The organism is Elstera cyanobacteriorum (assembly GCF_002251735.1).
Taxonomy (GTDB): domain Bacteria; phylum Pseudomonadota; class Alphaproteobacteria; order Elsterales; family Elsteraceae; genus Elstera; species Elstera cyanobacteriorum.
In genome coordinates, this window is sequence record NZ_NOXS01000006.1 from 1 (window position 1) to 19,683 (window position 19,683).

The 19,683-nt window shown below is 58.2% G+C and carries 12 protein-coding genes and 1 pseudogene; 10 read left to right on the forward strand and 3 right to left on the reverse strand.

The features are described 5' to 3' along the window. Positions 1-48: 48 nt before the first annotated feature. Complete coding sequence (locus CHR90_RS00100) at positions 49-966, reverse strand: LysR family transcriptional regulator (RefSeq protein ID WP_094406493.1); 918 nt, start codon at positions 964-966, stop codon at positions 49-51. Positions 967-1,090: 124 nt separating this feature from the next. On the opposite strand from CHR90_RS00100, the gene CHR90_RS00105 reads away from it, so the two are divergent. The 5 genes from CHR90_RS00105 (at position 1,091) to CHR90_RS00125 (ending at position 7,544) form a co-directional block, all read left to right on the forward strand. After that, complete coding sequence (locus CHR90_RS00105) at positions 1,091-1,648, forward strand: carboxymuconolactone decarboxylase family protein (protein ID WP_094406495.1); 558 nt, start codon at positions 1,091-1,093, stop codon at positions 1,646-1,648. A 34-nt stretch (positions 1,649-1,682) separates the two neighbouring features. Next, positions 1,683-2,348 carry a peroxiredoxin-like family protein gene (locus CHR90_RS00110; RefSeq protein ID WP_094406497.1) on the forward strand — a complete coding sequence of 222 codons (666 nt, stop codon included), beginning with the start codon at positions 1,683-1,685 and terminating at the stop codon, positions 2,346-2,348. Positions 2,349-2,368: 20 nt separating this feature from the next. Then, positions 2,369-3,229: a DMT family transporter gene (locus CHR90_RS00115; RefSeq protein WP_094406499.1), complete on the forward strand. Its 861-nt coding sequence runs from the start codon at positions 2,369-2,371 to the stop codon at positions 3,227-3,229. Between the two features lie 201 nt (positions 3,230-3,430). Next, complete coding sequence (locus CHR90_RS00120) at positions 3,431-6,430, forward strand: LodA/GoxA family CTQ-dependent oxidase (RefSeq protein ID WP_094406501.1); 3,000 nt, start codon at positions 3,431-3,433, stop codon at positions 6,428-6,430. After that, on the forward strand, positions 6,414-7,544 hold the full coding sequence (locus tag CHR90_RS00125) for an NAD(P)/FAD-dependent oxidoreductase (protein WP_094406503.1): 1,131 nt from the start codon (positions 6,414-6,416) through the stop codon (positions 7,542-7,544). Before CHR90_RS00120 ends, CHR90_RS00125 begins: the two co-directional genes overlap by 17 nt. A gap of 230 nt (positions 7,545-7,774) precedes the next feature. Here CHR90_RS00125 and CHR90_RS00130 read toward each other — a convergent pair whose 3' ends face one another. After that, positions 7,775-9,088 carry a sensor histidine kinase gene (locus CHR90_RS00130; RefSeq protein WP_094406505.1) on the reverse strand — a complete coding sequence of 438 codons (1,314 nt, stop codon included), beginning with the start codon at positions 9,086-9,088 and terminating at the stop codon, positions 7,775-7,777. Next, positions 9,085-9,753, reverse strand: coding sequence for a response regulator transcription factor (locus tag CHR90_RS00135; RefSeq protein WP_229671620.1), 669 nt, complete (start codon positions 9,751-9,753; stop codon positions 9,085-9,087). Before CHR90_RS00135 ends, CHR90_RS00130 begins: the two co-directional genes overlap by 4 nt. 360 nt (positions 9,754-10,113) lie before the next feature. Between CHR90_RS00135 and CHR90_RS00140 the strand changes: the two genes are divergently transcribed. The 5 genes and pseudogenes from CHR90_RS00140 to CHR90_RS00155 form a co-directional block, all read left to right on the forward strand. Continuing rightward, positions 10,114-11,691 carry an asparagine synthetase B family protein gene (locus CHR90_RS00140; protein ID WP_094406509.1) on the forward strand — a complete coding sequence of 526 codons (1,578 nt, stop codon included), beginning with the start codon at positions 10,114-10,116 and terminating at the stop codon, positions 11,689-11,691. 169 nt (positions 11,692-11,860) lie between these two features. Next, the gene (locus tag CHR90_RS00145) at positions 11,861-12,385 is read left to right on the forward strand and encodes an N-acetyltransferase (protein WP_094406511.1); all 525 of its coding nucleotides are present in this window, start codon (positions 11,861-11,863) and stop codon (positions 12,383-12,385) included. 730 nt (positions 12,386-13,115) lie between these two features. Next, the gene (locus CHR90_RS00150; protein WP_094406513.1) at positions 13,116-18,932 is read left to right on the forward strand and encodes a hypothetical protein; all 5,817 of its coding nucleotides are present in this window, start codon (positions 13,116-13,118) and stop codon (positions 18,930-18,932) included. 48 nt (positions 18,933-18,980) lie between these two features. Beyond that, entirely contained in the window at positions 18,981-19,286 is a 306-nt protein-coding gene (locus tag CHR90_RS19050; RefSeq protein WP_141210825.1) for a hypothetical protein, read from the forward strand. A 112-nt stretch (positions 19,287-19,398) separates the two neighbouring features. Next, positions 19,399-19,533: pseudogene (locus CHR90_RS00155) on the forward strand (IS5/IS1182 family transposase); the annotation flags it as partial. Between the last annotated feature and the right edge of the window lie 150 nt (positions 19,534-19,683).

Consider the following 19,683-nt stretch of genomic DNA (forward strand, 5'->3'; position numbering starts at 1 on the left):
CCTGCTCAAAGGGGCCGCGTCAATGTGCTAGGAAATGAGCGCTTACGTTCAAATATCCCCGATCCGAAGGCGTGGATCGAGATCGAACTCGGCGGCAAAAAAATCGATTGCCGCGCGTACTTTGGGCGCGAGGAACCGACGGGTTGGATATACGCTGCTAATCGGTTGTGGCGGTGGTTCGAAATCCCGCATCAGGACGATAAGCCGCCCGCTTTCGATTTCGCCATCAACAAAATGCCATAGCGGGACATATCCAATGCCCAGCCCCTCGAGAACGGCGGCCCGCACAGCTTCGGTGCTATTGACGTGAAGCGGGCCGGCGACCGGGATGGTCAATGGACCGTCGGGTGATGCGAATGCCCAAGACGCCCCCGTGAGAAGCCGATCATACACGATGCAATGATGGGTTCTCAGATCCTTTGGGTGCGATGGCGTACCGTGGCGTGCCAGATACTCAGGGGTTGCAACCACGATCCGGCGGGTGGTTCCGATACGCCGGGTAATCAAGCTACCCTCGCTCGCCTCCCCAACCCGAATCGCGAGATCAATGCCTTCCTCAATAAGATCAGTGAACCCATCAGTCATGTGTAGGGCGACGTCAATATCGGGATAGCGGGCGCGAAAGCGCGGCAGGCGCGGAATGACGTGAAGCCGCCCGAAAACACCTGCGCAGGCGAGCCGCAACTGCCCAAAGGGTTTGGTTTTTCTGCGCCCCACCGCGCTTTCTGCCTCAGCAACCGCGTCGAGTGTCCGGCGGGCATGATCGTAAAATGTCCTGCCATCCTCGGTCAGCGCCAGCGCGCGGGTGGTTCGGTGAAAAAGGATACAGCCGAGATGCTCTTCAAGAACCGCGATCTGACGGGAAATTGTCGGTTGCGATGCATTGAAATCACGCGCAACGGCAGTGAAGGAGCCTGCTTCGACCGTCCGCACGAAGGTCCGAAAGAGGAGAAGGATATCGCTCATTCATTTATAATATGAATGAATGTCATTGAATCAAGCCACGTTATTAAGATTTTACAAATGAGGCATCTCTTTGGGCACGGAATGGCGAGGGCCACTCCCCAGCACGCAGCCAGGAGAGACCGCAATGACGATGATCCATGTTCCGACCCGCGACGAGGTTTCGGTAGGTAATCAGGCAATTTTCGACCAACTCAAAAGCAAGCTCGGCATGGTTCCGAACCTCTATGCCACGCTCGCCCATTCTGAACACGCCCTTGGGGCCTATCTTGCTCTCCAAAACGGCCCCTCGTCGATCACGGGTAAGGCCCGGGAGGTTGTGAACCTTGTGGTTAGTCAGGTGAATGCCTGCGACTATTGCCTGGCCGCACATACGATGATCGGGGGTTTGGTTGGCTTTACGCCCGACCAAATTTTAGAAATTCGGGCTGGTCGCGCCGCCTTCGACCCGAAGCTCGACGCGCTGGCCCGCCTGACGGAAAATATTGCGGAAAATCGGGGGCATGCCGATCAGGCCTTGGTCGAGCTGTTTCTGTCGGTCGGTTGGACTGTCGAAAACCTCGTCGATGCCATCGTTGTAATCGGCGACAAGACCGTCACCAACTATTTGCACGCGACCACGCGCGTCCCCGTCGATTTTCCGGCGGCGCCGGCACTGCCCGCGTCGTCTGCCGCTGCCGAGTAAGCAGCCAATCCCTCTTTCGTGAAAGGACGTCCCCATGCCCCTTCAATCGGACCTCGATGGGTTTCGCGCCAGTTGGGAAAGCCGCGTTGGTGAAACGATAGCCCGGCTCATCGCCGGTGATATCGAAGATCTGCGCGCAACGGGAATCTTAAACCATACGGCGCAGGCGGGCGACCCGGTGCCCGTTATCAAAAGCCTACTGGATCAGCATGGTCTGCCGTTCGATCTTGCCGCCCTGGTCGCACAAAAGCCGGTGATCGTGACGTTTTATCGCGGCGGCTGGTGCCCCTATTGCAACCTGGAGCTGCGCGGTTATCAGGCGCTACTGCCCGAGATTCGGGCTGCTGGGGCGGAGCTGGTCGCGGTTTCACCGGAACTGCCCGATCATTCGCTGACAACGGCGGAAAAGAATGAGTTGACCTTCACGGTTCTATCGGATGTTGGCGGGGCGCTCGCGGCGGCGCTGGGTATCCGCTTCACCCTCTCCGATGCCGTGCGACCATTTTATGAGAAGGCGGGGCATGCGCTCCCTGAGCGCAATGGCGATGGCATCTGGGCTTTGCCGATGCCCGCAACTTTCGTCGTTGCCCAGGGGGGCCGGATCGCCGGGGCGTTTATCGAACCCGACTACCGGCGGCGCCTTGATCCGGCAGAGGCGCTCAGCGCGCTCACATCCCTCTCCCCTACAGTCGCTCTCTGAGAAACAGGCTGGAGGCTGCAATGATGCCAAGTGTTTCACTCTCCGCGGGGGTTCCCCGTTCGGTCGAAAATCTGGTGCGCCTGTCACCCGCGACCCAGGGCGTATTGTTGGGAGTTATCGCGGCCCTTATCTGGGGCCTCTATCTCGCCCTCGCCCGCCAAGAGGTTGCCGCCGGGTTAAGTCAGATTGATATCGCGGCCTTCCGCTATGGAACGGCGGGGCTGGTATTATCGCCTTGGTTGCTGTTTGGGTGGCGGCAGGTGATCGCTATCGGGATAAAGAAGAGCTTGATTTTAGCACTGCTAGCAGGCCCGCCGTTTATTCTGTTAGGCGTTGGGGGCTATCGATTTGCGCCGCTGGCGCACGGGGCGGTCATTCAGCCTGCAACCGTTACGATGGTCAGTATGGGGCTTGCAGCGATGGTTCTGGCCGATAGGCCGACCAAGGCCCGAGTTATTGGTGTTTCGGTGATTATTTTGGGAATCGCTGTTATTGCCAGGCCAGGTTTATTAAACGGTAGCCCGCAGGCCCTGGTTGGGGATGCGATGTTTGCGGGCGCTGGGATTCTATGGGCGCTGTTCACTCTGTTCTCCCGCCTTTGGCAAATCCCCCCAGTGGCTGGCGTCGCCATTGTCTCGATCCTATCTGGGGCTGTGATGCTGCCCGTTGCATTGGCGGTGGAAGGGATTGATCACTACGCCCAGCTTTCGGTTATGACCCTCACGGTTCAGCCCTTGGTGCAGGGTATTTTGACGGGCGTCGTGTCGGTTATCGCCTATACGACCGCTGTTCGGCTGATTGGTCCGGCCCGGGCGGCGATTTTTCCGGCGCTGGTCCCGGCCTCCGCGATCTTAACCGGCATTCCAATTGCCAGCGAGTAGCCGAACGCGGGCCAATGGGTTGGCCTGGGTCTGGTTTCCCTTGGGCTTCTACTGGCCTTGGGTTTCCTGCGGGGCCGGATGATCTTGACGCGCTAGGCCCAATGGCCAATGTCAACTTAAATTATAAAAAACCTGCGATTGTTAGGTCGCAAAAATAAGTTTAGATTGCATTTTACTAATAAAAATTTAAGGGAGTGGGCCGTGGACCATCTTAAAGCACCGCAGGCCGGCGCGCCGCCGTCTATTGACTGTTCGGTTGATCCGATTGCGTCCCTGAAGGCCATGTTTGTCGATATGGTGCAGGCGGGTCGGATTGCGAAGGGGCAGTGCCCTGCTCTCCGGCCTGTGTTTTTAAAGCCCCACGGCGTTGCAGCGGCACAGTTCCGCATCCGCGCCGATTTGCCAGCGCACTATCAAGTTGGTCTTTTCGCGCACGTCGGCAAAGCTTTTGACGCCTGGGTGCGTTTTTCGTCCGACACACTCCCGACCCTTGGCGATTTCAAATCGACGCTTGGCATCGGCATCAAGCTGTTCGACGTGCCCGGCGCGAAACTGATCGGCAATCCCGATGCGCCGACCTTTGATTTCATTTTGCAGAATTTCGACGTGTTCTTCGTCAATACCGCCGCCGATATGTGCGCCTTCACCAAGGCAGGTGTAGTGGATGGCGACTATGGCCCGTATCTTGCCGCCCATCCCGAGACCGCCGAATTGCTGGATGCGATGGCAAAGCCGGTCGCGAGCGTGCTGGCAACGCCTTATTGGAGTGGTCTGCCGTTCTGCTTCGGCGACACATACGCCAAATATAAGTTGGAGCCGACGCTCTACGTCGATCCCCCTGCAACCGATCCGACGGACCCGACTTATCTTGCCGCCGATCTCGCCAGCCGCCTGAGCGCAGGGGCGGTAAGCTTCCGCTTTATGGTGCAGCTTCGCACCGTGCCGGACCAAATGCCGCTGGATGAAGCGACAGTGGTCTGGCCAGAAGACCTTAGCCCGCCCATCCATGTCGCCGACCTTGTGATCGCACAGCAGGATGTTAACGCGCGCGGTCAGGCCGCCTATGGCGAAAATCTGTCGATGAATATCTGGCGCGTGACGGAGGCCCATATGCCCGTCGGCTCGATCGCCGATGCGCGCCGGGTGGTCTATGCCGCCGCCGCCGAACTCCGCCGGGATGTAAACGGTGTTCCCGTTGGCGAGCCGGAGGTGCCGCGCCCGCTGCCCGTCGATGCGCCGCGCGGGGCCGATACCACCATCGTTCGGGCGGCCATTCATCCGGCGATTGGCATTGCGCGCATCGGCGACGCGGCGACGGAATATTTCATCGGGCCGGAAGTCGTCGATGCGCCGCCGGAAAGTGCGCCGCCGCCCAATTTTTACCGCGATCCGACCGGGGCAATGAAGCGCCAAGCCGCTCGCTTCCGTATCTATGGCTATAATGCAGCGGGCGAGGTTGTGCGCGAGCTGACCAGTGACAATGCCGATATCACCTGGACTGTCCATGTGGCCAACCGCAAGTCGCAATGGTACCAGTTCCAATATGCGCTGGATATTCCCGAAGCGGTGGACGCGCCGGACAATGCCTTTCCCCTGCGCAATCCCGATATTCCGACAGCGGATCGGGGCGTCCTCGCCATCGACCCCGGGCCGCGCAGTATCTCGGGCCGCTCGGTTTCCGGTCCCGCCTATGCCTTCGATACGGGAAGCTTTAAAGGCGTTCCCGTGCCCTTGGGTGAGGTCCAGACCGATGCCGATGGGCGGTTGATTTTCCTGGGCGGTCGCGGCAAATCAGCCTCGCCCTCGGAGGCCCCGGTCTATGACCCCGATAACCCACCCAGCTTCAATAATGCCAATGATTGGTATGATGATACCTCTGACGGCCCGGTCTTGGCCGAGGTCTCAATCAATGGCACGCCAGTCCCGGTCGAAGGGGCTTGGGTGGTGGTCGCCCCGCCAAACTACGCACCGGATATCATCAGTTGGCGGACGATGTACGACCTGCTGTGCGATGTTTCGGTGCAGGCGGGCTGGATGTCGATGCCGGACACGCCGTCGTTCACCAATGATATTTTGCCGATCCTGCAACGGCTCAGCAATCTTCAGTGGGTGAACAAAGGTTTTGCGGCCTATTTCGGCAAGGGCTGCCCGCTCGATTTCAATAACCCCGCCTTGATTGAAAAACTGGCGCAGAAACCCAGCGGCGGCGACGATCCTTACGGCGAGTTGCGCCGCACCCTCTTCAACAACTTCCGCCCGGAAGCTCCCAGCGTGGCGGAGCCCGTTGCTTGGCCGCACGTTCAGCCGTGGATCTACGGCGATGCGTTCGGCAGTTTCTCCGCGACCGGCCCCGGCAATATGCTGACCATGACCGGCTTGCAGGAAGCTATCCTGCGCAAATGGGTGGAAGGTAGCTTTATTGCCGACTGGCCGGCGGCGCTGAAGCCCGTCACGAAGATTAGCGAGGTTCCGCTGGCCGAACAGCCGCATATGCTCGATAAGGCGGCGCTTCACTATTGCTTGTCGGATACCTTCCATCCAGGGTGTGAAATGACCTGGCCGATGCGGCACGCCAGCCTTTATTCCGGCCCGTTCCGCATTCGCCTGCGCCCTGCCGATCAGCCCGAACCGGATTATGGTCCGACCATGACCCCGCTGCTGGTCGAAAAAGTCGGTGGGCCGCTTTACGCCCAGCCGCCGGGCGGCATCACCCGCTGGATGGCGATTCCCTGGCAGGGCGATACCGCCTTTTGCCGCTCGGGCTATGATCCCGAATATGATCCTTATCTGCCCACCTTCTGGGCCGCGCGCGTGCCCAATCAGGTGCTGACGGAGGCGGATTACGCCAAGGTGATCGACACCAGTCTGCCCCGGGCAGAGCGCGTCGCCGCCTATAACCGCCGCGCCAGTTGGTTGCGGGCGATCCAAAACCACCAAACTGCCGAGGTGATGATGGATATGATCGCCGATTTTGGCCAATTGGGCATTGTCGAGGCCCGGCCCGGCGTGAAGGACGATCCTGATTTCCCCGAGTATATCTACGTCGAAACCCTGGCGCCCGGCACCGTTAAGGCGGCGGCGGATAAGGCAGTGCAGCTCCTGGCCGCCGCGCCGCAGCCAGCGGGTAAGTTGGAGAAAGCCGGGTGGGCTAGCCAGGAACAGCTCGAAGCCTTCCGGGCCGTGCGTGTCCAAAAGCGGTAAGGCTGACCTGCGCTACGAAGCGGCGAACGTCGATGTGTTGATTGCCGGGGCGGGGCCGGCGGGGGCGTTGGCCGCCCGACACCTCGCCCTAGCCGGTCGGTTGGTGCTCATTGTCGACCGGTTGCGCCCGGCATCGCCACGGCTTGGGGAAACGCTGCCCGGGGCGGGGGTGCGACTTCTGGTACGGCAAGGCCTCGGGTCGGTCGCCGAAGCCGGGGCGCATCACACGCCCGTTGGCGGCAGCCTGACGGTTTGGGGCAGCCCCCACGCTATGCCCAGCGATGCGCTGCGTGACCCCTATGGCCCGGGCCTGCGCCTTGACCGGGCGCAGTTCGACGCCGCGCTGCGAAGCGCCTGCCGAGCGGCGGGCTGCTCCTGGTGGACGGCGAGCCTTCAGCATCTCCAGCGCGACGAAAGCGGGTGGCGCATCGGTCTCGACGATGGCCGCTACGTCCGGACAAGGGTCGTCATCGATGCAACCGGGCGCGCGGCGCGCGTGGCCCGACGACTGGGGGTATCCCAGCAGCGAACGTCGGAGTTGGTCGCAGTCTATCGGATTGCTCACCCGACGACGAATACCGATCTCTCCCGCACGGTGATCGAAGCAACACCCGACGGTTGGATTTATGCCGGGCGGCTGGCCGATGGCCGCTGGGCCGTTGGGTATCATACCCTGCCGAAGACGGCGGTTCAGGTGCGGCAATCCTCGGACCTATGGGCGGCGACGCTGAGCGCCGCCCCTTATCTTCGCGACTGCCTGGGGCCGATAGTCTGGGCGGAACCCGGCATTGCGCGCGAAGCCGGGGGGATTGGGCTGAGCGTTCCCTATGGCGATGGTTGGCTTGCCGTCGGTGATGCCGCACTGGCCTTCGACCCGATTGCTGGACAGGGGCTTTTCAATGCCTTGCGCACGGGCCTTGCCGCCGCCGAAGCACTCCTCGCCGCCACCCCATCCGCCCTATCGGCCTATGGTGCGGAGCTAGCGCGGGTCGCGGCAATTTACGCGGGGCGGCGGGCTGCCCTGTACCAAGCCGAAACCCGCTGGGCCGATCGCCCATTCTGGCAGGCGCAGCAGCAAGCGGCCATACTTGCTGCTGCGCCTGCGGTTGGGTGAGGGGACCGTTGCTCCGCCCCCATTTTTTGGGCCAGGTGAGGTTAGAGTTTTGCCTCCTTCGTCACGGCAGCGGGCTGGTAACGCTGCCGGGATTTACCGCGAAGAAGGTTTGGCGGTGGCGCCGACCCCCACCCGATACGCGACACCTCGCCGAAGGTGCGGCCTTGAATAAGATTCTGGCAGGCAAATTTATGTTTAGGGGCAAGGGAGTAGGGAAGACCCATGAGGGTCTACTGTATCACTGGATGAAATTTCCCAAGGCCATTAAGGCTCGCCAACGGTAAGCTGATTTTAACGCATAGACCGGTGGGAGTGCGGTTGCTCAGATGAAGGTCGCCGCCGCAGGCCACAACTGCCCGCCGCGCGATGGCAAGGCCTAAACCATAGCCACTATTATCGTAGGGGGTGTCGCGAACGAAGGGCTGGAGGAGGCTGTTCGGTTCGCTCGTGCGAATCCCCGGGCCATCGTCTTCAACGATCAGCAAGCAGCCTTCCCCCTGCGTCGTCAGCGTTACGCGAATGGTTTGGGTGGGGGATGAAAAGCGCAGCGCATTTCGCAGAATATTTTCGGTTGCGCGCCGGATTAATAGACCGCTGCCCGCAATCAGCCAATCGTGTTCCGCGGGTTCCCTCGGCAGATCAGCATCGATTTTTATGTTTTGCGCCTCGGCCTCGAACATCACATCGCCGAGGACGAGTTCAAGTACATCGAGAAGGTCAAAATATTCGCCTTCGTGATCGACGCCGCTTTCAAGCCTCGCCAGGGTCAGTAATTCGCCTACGATTTTATCGATGTGATCCGCCTCAGAATCGATGCGTTGGAGCGAAATGTCGAACCGAGCGGGGTCGCGCCGAAGCAGTCCAATTGCGAGGCGCATCCGAGCCAGCGGCGAGCGTAATTCATGAGAGACATCGTGGAGCAGCCGGTCACGGGCTTCAACGAGTTCCGCCAATCGCCCCGCCATGCGATCGAAATCATTGGCAAGATCGGCAATTTCATCGCGGCGGCGGCCCATAGCATCATTCAACCGCACCGTAAAATCGCCGTCCGCTAATCGGCTAAAGCCCTGGCGCAACTGATGGATAGGATAGGCGAGGTACCAGGCAAGCGCTGCGCTGAAAACGAGGCCAGCCAGGGCCGCCGCGACAAGATCGTCCGGCGGCATTGCTAGAAAGTTCGTGGCTTCTTCGGGAAGGGGCGGTGTGGCGTACCGTAGGCAATAGCGGTTGCTCGCGGTCTCGACCATAGTTGCAATCTGCCGATTGTTTGACGGCGAGCAGTCGAGAATCTCGGACTGTAGGGACAGCCGCCCGCGTTCTTCTTGCGGCCAATCGTCGATCTGCCGCGCCAAAGCGGCTGGTCCGCCGTGCTCGAGCGCCGTTGTCGCGGACGCGGTGAGTACGCGCCCCACTGCCAGCGGGGCATCCCACTCCTGAAAATCCGCCGCCGGTGCAACCGACCAGTACAGCCAAAGGCCGTAGCTCAGCAGCAGGGACGTTGCCCAGAAGCCAAGCCAGATTTTCCAGAAAAGCCGGCCTTTCATGACGCCGCCCGCAACCGATAGCCGACGCCTCGGATAGTTTCGACCATAATCTCGCCCGTGGTCGCCTTCTCAAGCTTCAGACGGAGATTACTGGCATGGACGTCGATGCTACGGTCGTAAGGCTGCCGCGTTCGTCCCAATACGGTGAGCGAGAGGGCGTCTTTCGTCGCAACGTTCTCGCCACTGATCATCAATGTTTCAAGAAGCTTGAACTCTGTTGCCGTCAGGTCGATGGGTTGGCTCTGCCAACTGGCATCACGTCGCGCGCTATCAAGGTTCAAGGCGCCGAGCGTTAGCGCTCCCTCACGTCGTGGACCATTCGTACGGCGCAGGATAGCGCGCAGGCGCGCGACCAACTCGCGCGGATGATAGGGTTTTGCGACATAGTCGTCGGCGCCGAGTTCGAGACCGACGATCCGATCCACGAAGGTGCCGCGCGCAGTTAACATAATAACGGGCACAGCGCTCTCGGCGCGGACCCGTCGCAGTACCTCCACACCATTGATGCGCGGCAGCATGATGTCGAGGATCACGGCAGCAAACCGGCCGGATAGTGCCAGAACTGCGCCGTCTTCGCCGTTGGTCGCCGTCGTTACCGAGAACCCCTCCTCAGAGAGAAACTCGCCCAGCATTCGGCTTAGGACGGCATCATCGTCGATTATCAAAACATCAGTCATTCATCGGACATTATCAACCCAACGGAGACGTTGATAGCCCTAACAAGGATATTACACGTCTTTACGAAATCTTTTCACTCTCTTGGCAAACGCTTTACACCCACCAACCGGGCGAGGCGGCATAATAGCTTCCTGAAATCGGGGTGCTGTTAGTTCTTATGCTGGTAGTTGATTGTTCTGTTTCTCTAGGCTGCATGGCGGGAATGATCTTATTCCTGCTCATTCCCCATCTCATATTTACGACCGAAATATCGAACTTCGGAGTATTGAGCAGACCAATCGGGGAGCGGCGGATAGGCGCATGGCGGCACTTCAGGACTCTTGGTGTTTTGAGAAGGAAGACCGTCCATGTGCGGGTTTGCTGCTGCAATCAACTGGCCGGAAGCTGCCGCCACGGTTGGTCAGCTAATCGAAGGGCTTCGGCATCGTGGGGACGTCACCGACCCCTTGGTCCAGGTGGCACCCTACACAGTCCTCTGTACGCGCCGACTACGGATAGTTGATAGTGAACGCGCCATCCAGCCGCAGGTTTCCTGTGACGGTCGTCTCATAGTCTCGTTCAACGGGCAGATCTATAATCATGCGATATTAAGAGATGAGATGATCGCGCTCGGGGTGCGATTTCAGACTGAGTCGGATACCGAGGTCTTAGTCAATGCTCTGAGTGTCTGGGGGCCTCAAGCCCTCGAACGACTCTCAGGCATGTATGCGTTCGTCGCCGTCGACATTGATAGCGGTGGGTTTCTGGCCGCCCGCGACCCTTTCGGCATAAAACCCCTCTACGTGATACAGTCAGGGGCGGGTTTTCTATTCTGTTCGGAGATGAAGCCGCTTCTCGATACTGTAGCGGATGGCGATGTTATGATGTTACCGCCCGGCTACGCGCTTACGGCGACCCGCTGCGTACCGTTTCAGTCGGCGATCCATCAGCCAAGGGGTAGACGCTATCCAAGTGATCCCGCGACACTCGACGCACTATTATCTGAGGCCGTTCGCACGCATTTGCCGCCGGGCTTACCGGTCGCGACACTGTTCAGCGGCGGTATCGACAGTACACTTATCGCCCATTACGCGCGGAAATTCCTGCCCGACAGCCCTGGCTACTTTGTCGGTGGGGAAACCGCGCCGGATTACCCCTTTGCGGCGGAATATGCCGCACAGACCGGATATGATCTGCGCTTCGTTGAGTTCGAGCCCGAGAGCGATGCGGTATTCGCAAGGATCAGGGATGCGGTCGTAACCAGCGAATCCTTTGAGCCAAACCTTATTCGGGGGGCGCTTTGCTCGCTTGCTGCGGCCGAGCGGATGCGGCGGGATGGCTTTCGGATTGCCCTGTGCGGCGAGGGGGCGGATGAGTTATTTTGTGGTTACCCCTTGCTGAAGCTGCCCTTTCTTGACGGTAACGCCCAAGGTGAACCGATTCGCGATGAATGCCTGGGGCTCATGCACCGGGTTAGCCTGCAGCGGGTTGATCGTTGTTCCATGCACTATCAGATCGAGACGCGGGTTCCCTTTCTCGACCCAACAGTCGCGGAGTATGCACTAGGCCTTGATGCTGCCGCGCTGGTTCGAATGCAGAACGGTATTCCGGTCGGTAAGGTGGCTCTGCGCGATTTATATGATCTTTACCCAGAAAGCCTTCCCTCGGCCATTCGAAGCCGCGCGAAAGTGCTCTTCGACGTTGGTAGCGGTCTCAAAGATACCGTTTGGAAAGCTCGCTTCAACGACGAGATCTCGGATCGCGCCTTTTGTGATGGGCAGAAGGAATTTGCGCGCTTTTCCATTCAATCGAAGGAAGAGCTCTATTACTTGCGCCAACTTTCGCAGGTCATAGATGTTGATCGCGTTCCGCATCTGCAGGATCGCGCCTGGATATTGAGCCCCATAGATCGATATGCTGAAAGGCTTAAAGCCTATGCGTCGTAAAGCCAGAAAAACTTTGGGGCATGCGCTCCGGCCATCCATCAGCCTGCCGCCTCGGTGACACGGGATCGTCGTCTCCGGAGCCATTGAATCCAAGCGCCTGCGCCCCCGGGTAAAACACCATCCCGATGCCCTTCGTCCTGACGATGGGTAGACCCTCCTGAGAAAAATCATGACTAGCCAAAATGTTAGCCTGACCGTCGCCGATCTAAACGATTTCCCGGATTTTAAAAAAGAGCTCCAGGCGGCGTTTGCGATTGCCGTCATTGAAGAGTTCGGGGGGCTCCCCGATGGCCCCATCCCGTCCGATAGAGATCTCGATAATTCGCTTCACGCTCCGGGGGCTGTTCCTCTCCGTATCCTCTGCGAGGGCCGAAATGTCGGCGGCGCGGTCGTGACCATCGATGAAGTAACCCATCACAACACGCTCGACCTGTTTTTCCTGAAGGTTGGTGAAAACGGTCAAGGTCTCGGGCACAAGGCCTGGCTCGCCATCGAAGCGCGCTTCCCGCAGACTGTCTCCTGGCAGACGCATACGCCGTATTTTGAGAGGCGGAATATCCACTTCTACGTCAACAAATGCGGCTTCAAGATTATCGCATTCTTCAACGCGCATCACCCCCAGCAAGACCATCGCAGCTCAGACGATTCGATTGGGGATGAGGGATTTCTATTTGAAAAGATCATGCGAGAGTGACCGGTAGGCGGACGGTCTCCCCCTCAGGCCCTTCCGGCAGTTGGGCACCTCGAAGAACTGGGTGATTTGATAATTCGAAGCTATTATTACATAGATGTGTTGTGAATCCGGCCGTTCTAGCTGTTCATTCGCGTCTTTTTTTGGAGTAATCCCTAGGGGTTGATGACGTTCCCTCGTCATGCGGGTGCGCTTCGGTTGTCGTGCCAGATCACACTGCGCATGTTGTAGGCGATGTTGGATTGTCTGCAACAGAGTTGAGACTCTTTATGGTTTCTGCGGCGTCGACCACTCAAGCTTAACGGCTTTAACTGTCTCCCCCAAGCAACATAATAAGGAATGCGATTCGAATCTCTAGGGCCCGCGATTCATCTTACAGGCTAACCGTAATAATCCAAACGGCGTTCCTGAATAGTCTACCGGGATCATATTGGAATAAGATTTCATTTTGTTTTCTGATTCCTGATTGCGCGGTAGGGGGTTCCGCTTTGATTTTGAGAAACTCATTAAAAATCCGCTAAGGGAGAGGTCGGGTTGTCCGTTAAAAAATAGCGACTGCGGAACATCGCATCGTATGCCGTTTCTCTGCTAAACCATTCACTTCCATACGGTTTGGCTCGCGTTTCCCTGCGGTCGCAAACTTGACTCCGCCTGCCGCTGCCCGCATAGGCTTGGTAAATATTTCCTTAAATTTCGCGCAAAACGCGCGGAAGCATGGTTGCGGCGGCCCAGAATGGTCCAGATCCTGGCGTATGTCGGCGGTACGTCGAAGAACCCCTATTTCGCCTCGACCTCCAGCAATCCTATCGCCCAGGCTGCTGCCAACGGCACGCTGCAACCGGGTCCGACGACCAACTATGGCCCCGCTGCGGTCATTTCCTTCGGGGGGAATGATGTCACGCTGGCGCCCTCGACCTATTCGGCGCTCGGGGCGGGCGGGGGAGTGATTACGGCGGATCAAGCCTATATCCAGGCTAATTCCGACGTTGCTGCGGCCATTGCCAGCGGTCAGTTCCGCAATGGCCTCGAACATTATCTGATCTACGGCGCGCGCGAAGGACGGTTCTATGCCGGTGTCGGTCAACAGACCTTGTCGGCCGAGCAACTCTATCTCGAAGAAAACCCGGATGTGGCCGGGGCGATCCAGTCGGGGATGTTCCGCAGCGGGCTCGAGCATTATCTGCTGAATGGCGCGTCGGAAGGGCGTTATTATTACGGGCAATCGACGCGCTCGATCACACCCGAAGAACTTTATTTGCGCGACAATCAAGACGTCGCCAACGCGGTCCGCTCGGGGGTCTATTCGAGCGGCCTTGACCATTTCAACAGGTATGGCCGGGCGGAAGGGCGCTTCTATTACGGTTATTCCCAAGGCCCCGCGCAGAATATCTTCGTCCAAACCGTGCAGACGACGCGCAACGGGGCGACGATTAACCTAACCCCCGATCAGCAATATCTGATGGCCAATCCGGCCGCCGCCCAAGCGGTTGCCTCGGGCCGGTATCGCGACGGGCTGCAGTATTTCTTGAACGAAGGCTATGCCTCGGGCAGCAATTACCGGAACATTCAGGCGTGGCGCCTCAATAACTTGGCGGAACGAAGCTACCTGCAAGCCCACGCCGATGTCGCCGAAGCCGTCGCGGCGGGGGTCTCGCCGAGCGGCGAGGAGCATTTCTTCACCTATGGGAAGAATGAAGCGTTCCGGGGCGGCTATGGCCAGCTCTCGAATGTGACCTATAACGCCAATACAATTGACGGGGCCTATCTGCGTGCCAATCGCGACGCGGCCCTTGCCTTGGCCAATGGGCAGTATGCGACCGGGCTCGATTATTTCCTGGCCGTCGGCGCCGGGCGGGGCCAGAGCTACGGTAAAATCACGGCGGCCGGTCTCAACACGGTCGGCGAACGCCAATATCTCGCCGCCAACCGCGACGTCGCCAATGCCATTGCCGCCGGGCTCTATTATTCCTCGGGCCTCGAGCATTTCCTGGCGACGGGCTATACCGAAGGCCGCAACTACGGCAATCTGACCGCCGCTTCGTTGACCAGCGGTCCTTCGGCGACCCTCGACCGTCTCTATCTCCAGGCCCATCCTGAAGCCGCCGCGGCGCTTGCCAATGGTCAGTTTGGCAGCGCCTTTGCGTATTTCGCGACGCTGGGCGCCGATCGGGGCGATAGCTACGGTCGATTGACCGCCGCCACCTTGGGCGATGCCAACGAGCGCACCTATCTGATCCGCAATAAGGATGTGGCGGCGGCGGTTGCGACCGGCGGTTACGCAAATGGTCTGGATCATTTCATCTATGGTGGCTATGCCGAAGGGCGCGGGGATTACGGCAACCTTCGAGCGGCCTCACTGACCGATCCCTCCCTGGGAAGCCTTGAGGTTGCCTATCTTCAGCAGAATAAAGACGTGGCGCGCGCGGTTGCGGGCGGTCAATACAGCAGCGGGTTGGCGCATTTCTTAACGGTCGGCGGCGCCGAAGGCCGGCATTACGGTGCGCTCCAGGCGAGCCAATCCTTGGGCTCCAGCCCCGAAGCGGTCTATATCGTCCAGAATGCCGATGTGGCGGCGGCCATCGCCAAGGGGCAGGCGAGTTCCGGCCTCGATTATTTCCTGAAGACCGGGATCGATAAGGGGCACAGCTATGGTCGTCTCTCGGCGGCGACCTTGGGCGGGGCCAATGATCCCGAACGGCAGTATCTGACCCGCTTCCAAGACGTGGCGAAGGCAGTTGCTGACGGCGTCCACGCCAGCGGCCTCGCCCATTATCTCGCCTATGGCTATCGGGATCGGCTTGGCATCAACTACGGCAATTTGACCGCCGAGATGCTGAACCCGAATTTCCTTGAGGGCCAGTATCTGCAAAGCCACATCGGCGCCGCCAACGCAGTGGCGCGCGGGTCGGCCAAGAATGGCATCGATTATTTCCTGAAGACCGGCATTGATCAGGGCGATAGCTACGGCAAGCTCTCGGGCGCCAGCATCGGTGCCCTGGGCCAGGCCGAGCGGGCGTATCTGGCGCAGAACCTAGATGTGGCGCGCAATGTCGCCGGGCCGAACGGCTATGCCTCCGGCCTCGTCCATTATCTAACCTCGGGCTATGTCGAGGCCAATCGCACGGGTTATGGCGCGCTCAATAGCCAGACCTATAAGCCCGGCACCGCCGAGTTCAAATATCTGCTGGCCAACCAGGACGCGGCGCAAGCGGTCGCCAATGGTCAATATGCCAGCGGGTTCGATTATTTTGCGGCGGTCGGGGCCGGGAAGGGCCAGGCCTACGTCAAGCTCGCTGGGGCCGATTTTGCGGCGGCCAGCCCGGCGGAGCGGGATTATCTGCTGAAGAACCGCGATGTCGCCAATGCGGTCGGCCTCGGGGTCTATCCCAATGGTCTCGATCATTTCTTAAGGAATGGCCGAACCGAAGGGCGCAGCTACGGTCAGTTGCGCGCCGAGACACTGCAGGGGACCACCGGGTCTAATCCCGAGCTTGCCTATCTGCTGGCGAACCGGGACGTTGCGGCGGCGGTTGCGGCCGGAACCTATGCCTCGGGGCTCGCCCATTATTTTAGCTATGGCCGCGCCGAAGGCCGCCAGGGCTATGGCACGGTGTCGAGCGAGGTGCTGAACGCGACCGGCCTCGATAGCGAGTATCTGCGCGCCAATCCCCTGGCCTTGCAGGCGGTCGCCAGCGGTCAGGCGAAGAGCGGTCTCGATTATTTTCTGAAGGTCGGGATCGATCAGGGCGAGCGTTACGGTCGCCTGACGGCGGCCAGCCTGACGGCGGTGGGCCCGTCAGAACGGGGCTATCTCAGCAAGAATCTCGATGTCGCCAAAGCGGTTGCCGAGGGGGTCTATGCCTCGGGCTTCGATCATTATACTGCCATTGGCTATACCGAGGCGAACCGCGGGCAATACGGGGCGCTGCGGACGGATTTTTACGCAAAGAATGATGCCCAGGGCGCCTATCTGCGCGCCAATAAGGATGCCGCCAAAGCCGTTGCCGATGGTCTTGCCGTGACGGCCATGGATTATTTCCTGCGGACGGGGGTGGATAAGGGTCAGAGTTTTGGGTCGCTGAGCGCGGCGACTTTGGGGGCTGCTGGCAGCCCGGAACGGGCTTATCTGACGCAGCATCAAGACGTTGCGGCGTCGGTGGTGGCGGGGACGTTTGCGTCCGGCCTCGACCATTATCTGCGCTCGGGCTATGTGGACCCGCGGCGGGCGTCGGGCTATGGGCGGCTGAATGCCCAGGGGGCTAATCCGACTTTCATCTTCGGCTCGGTGGATGGCAAATATCTGCGGGCGAATCTCGATGCGGCGGCGGCGGTTGCGGCAGGCACGGCGGCGTCGGGGCTTGATTATTTTCTCAGCACGGGGATCCAGAAAGGCCAGAGCTACGGCACGCTGACGACGGCGACGGTGGGCAGCAAGGACGGGGCTGAATATGCCTATCTGAAGGCCCATGCCGATGTAGCGCAACTGGTGGCGACGGGGCAGGCCAAGAGCGGGCTTTTGTACTTCCTGACGAGCGGGGTGGAGCAGGGGCATAGCTACGGCGCGATCGCGGCGGGCAAGCTTGGCGGTAAGACGGACCCGGAACGGAAATATCTCACGCGCTACTTGGATGTGGCGGCGGCCGTGGCGAGCGGTTTCTATGGCTCGGGGCTGGTGCATTACCTGACGGGCGGCAAGGCCGAGGGGCGGATTTACGAAGGCTCGGCAGGTTCGACCCTGCAGCCGGTGGCGATTGATCCGACGTCGCGGGATAGCTGGTATCTGGTTAGCCATGACGCGGCCTTTATGGCGGTTGCCAAGGGCGAGGCGAAGAACGGTCTCGATTACTTCCTCAAGGTCGGGATCGATAAAGGCGACACCTATGGGATGCTGACCCGCGAACGCTTCGGCGACGCCAGCAGCCTTGAGCGGCAGTATCTCGCCCGCAACCTCGACGTGGCGGCGGCGGTTGCCGAGGGCACCTATATCAACGGCCTCGCCCATTATCTCGCCTATGGCTACAAGGAAGCCGATCGCGGCGGGTTTGGGAAGCTGGACCCAAGCAAGCTCGGCGGCTCGGCCTTGGGTGATGCGGAGCGCAAATATCTGCAGGCCAACCTCGACGTCGGCCAGGCGATTGCCGATGGCCGCTATCAGGGCGATGGGCTGCAGCATTATCTCACCTGGGGGTATAAGGAGAGCAATCGCGGAAGCTATGGGGCGCTTAAGGATGATCGCTATCTGAAGGGCTTTGGTTCAGGTGTTGAGGCAGCCTATCTCCTTAGGAATTTAGATGTGGCAAAAAATATTGTAGAAAAACAAGGCTACGATGATGGTCTTAGCCATTTTCTCGATGTTGGTTACGGTCAGGATAGAGGGAATTATGGGTATTTGATGAAGAAAGATGTTTCAGAATTAACGCTAAACCAGCGCGAAACCGTATTAATATCGAAGGATTTTGTGAGTTTGGTGGCGTCAAAACAGTATTATTATGATATGGGGTTTGCAGATGATCCTGACTACGGCCTGTATATTTCGGATCCGAATGCCTATGATCGTCAGAAGGAGAATGGCGGGCCATCACTTTTTTCGCGGATAGTTTCTGTAATTAATGATTATCTGAATGACCCAAATCACACAGTTGGTGCTGGTTTCAGCTGGGGTGTTACCGCAGGTACCATCGCCTCTTATGAACAAAGTATTTCTGTTCAATCTTACCGCGTAGAAGGGATACCAATTCATAGTATTCAAGTAGGAATGCAAACCGGAATAGGTTATAAAATTTCTCAGACATTTGATCTGTCTTTTGGCGTTCAAGGAGTTCAGGGTCTTTCGGGCGTAAACGACAACATCTACATCGGTCTAGCAGTTATTGGTATGACCGTCTCGAGAGATGAGAGTGGTAACTTCGCTGGTTTAACCATACACCTCGGGCCCCAGATTGGGGCAGAGGCATCACGATCTGTTTCAAAACCGCTTTTTGATGAGGGAACGGTCGAAGGGTTTAAAGAGTATATGCGGGGATATAGTGCTATCTTGAGTACTTTAGGCTACGATAATTTTGGTCAATCGGAGATTAACGGAAAAACGTACTTTTTTTCCGCAGGTGGAGTTTTCGATTTTGGTTCGCAGCAAGTAACTAGTCTCACTAAGGAAGAGCTATCTGCACGCAAGGGGTGGAGTGGTCGGGACATTAATTCAATTGCCAGTGCCATTACTAATAGAGACGCCGGTATTGGCTCCGGAGAACATGACGGTGGTGCAAATCAGGGGGGGCGGTCAATCGCAAATCGAGGTTCTGTTATTGGCGCGGATGGCACAAGAGCAGTCTCGACAGAATATTATGACGGTGTTGTTGAGACGAAGGTGCTCGATAAGTTTGGTACAGTTATTGACTCCTTCACATCGCCTAATCGGACGGAATTCTTCGAATCTCAATTTCCCGGTATTGTTGGGCAGTATGGCCTAGAAGGAGGGACTGTGGTGCCGGAGATTAAGAATGGAGTCGTGGTCGGTGATGAAAAACCCGAGACCGAGCCCGACGAAGAATAGTAGTTTTGGCGAAAGCGTTGTTTTGATTTCTTATCTCGGAGGTTGACAATGTATGCATTTATCGCTTCATTCGAATTGATTTATTTCATATTAGTTGGTTTTACTGTATCTGGGGCAAGAGTCGTATCGGGATTTATATTCTTAATGTGTTTTATTTTTGGCGCAAAAATGCTATCGGGCTTAAATCCGCTGAATTCGAATTTGAAATATCAACGAGATGCATTTAATAGTGATAATGGTGTTAGAATTTTCTACTTGGTTATTTTTTCTTTGGGTGCAATGATACAGAATTTATTTGCAAATGATTTAAATTTATTCATCGTGATGCAATTTAATAACTTGAAAGGGTGGTAGAATGCGTTTGAATATATTTTTCTTTGGATCCACCAACTTTCTTCTAAAGCCATTTGGCTTGTGATCCACAGCTTCTTAATTGAAATTTTAGTGGAGCGACGATCATTTTGGGCTGAGCGAGGAGCAGTTTTCCGGGCTTGAGCCGCATCTTCCGCAGGACGCACGGTGGAAAGCGCGAGTGGATGACCGGCGGGTGATTAGCGGTATTATTCATGTGCTGAAATCGTGGTGCCGTTGGGTAGATGCGCTGTCGATCGGACACCTCGAAAAACCCCTCCCGTCGGGGTTGGTGACGTGATTCGCTGCCCCAATGGACAAGGGGGAATGGTCGATGAAGGGTCAGCTTGGATATGGACACCTCGAAAAACCCCTCGCGTCGGGGTTGGTGACGTGATTC